Annotated in this window: 1 protein-coding gene; it reads left to right on the top strand. The window is 62.9% G+C overall.

What is annotated here, in order from left to right; all coding sequences use genetic code 11:
- Nucleotides 1–217: 217 nt before the first annotated feature.
- Nucleotides 218–666: Rpn family recombination-promoting nuclease/putative transposase (locus GJ668_RS19920; protein WP_155451814.1), on the top strand; the 449-nt coding region annotated here is incomplete at its 3' end.

Raw genomic sequence — 666 nt, forward strand, 5'->3', positions numbered from 1 at the left:
CGATGTCCAGATCGCACAGGCTACCGGACTGAGCGTGGCGCAGATCGAAGCCGTGCGCACGAGCGGAACGCCCTGAGCACCATGAGCGAGGTCGGCTGAAACTGCCAGGGCGGCCCCCACAACCGCCGCGCCGTGCCGTGCTCAAGCCAATGCCCCGGTTGTGCGGTCATGCTACTGTAGAACCTTCCAGTCCCTGGCTTCCACCCACGCCGCCGCCATGCCATCCGCTCCCACCAACACACTGCTCGACCCCAAGAACGACTACGTCTTCTTCCGCGTCTTCTCCGAAGAACCGGATCTGCTGGTCGACCTGATCAACGTCGTGCGCCGCGACGAACCCCCGATCACCGAGATCGAACTCCTCAACCCGCACCTGAGCCCCGAGCGCCTCAGCGGCAAACACCTGATCCTCGATCTGCGTGCCATCGACGAGTACGAACAGCACTACAATATCGAAATGCAGGTGCGCCGCTTCGCCGCCTGGAACGCGCGCGGAATCTTGTATCTGGCCCGACTCCTGAGCGAACAGTTGGATACAGGCAAGGACTACCGCCGCCTCAAACCGGTGATCGGCATCCACCTGCTCGACTTCACGCTGTTCGACGCTGAGGAGCAGTCCAAACAAGCCCTCTGGTGCTTCGAGATGCGCGACCGCGACCACCCCGA

Origin of the sequence: Allochromatium palmeri (assembly GCF_009720725.1) — a bacterium.
GTDB lineage: Bacteria > Pseudomonadota > Gammaproteobacteria > Chromatiales > Chromatiaceae > Thermochromatium > Thermochromatium palmeri.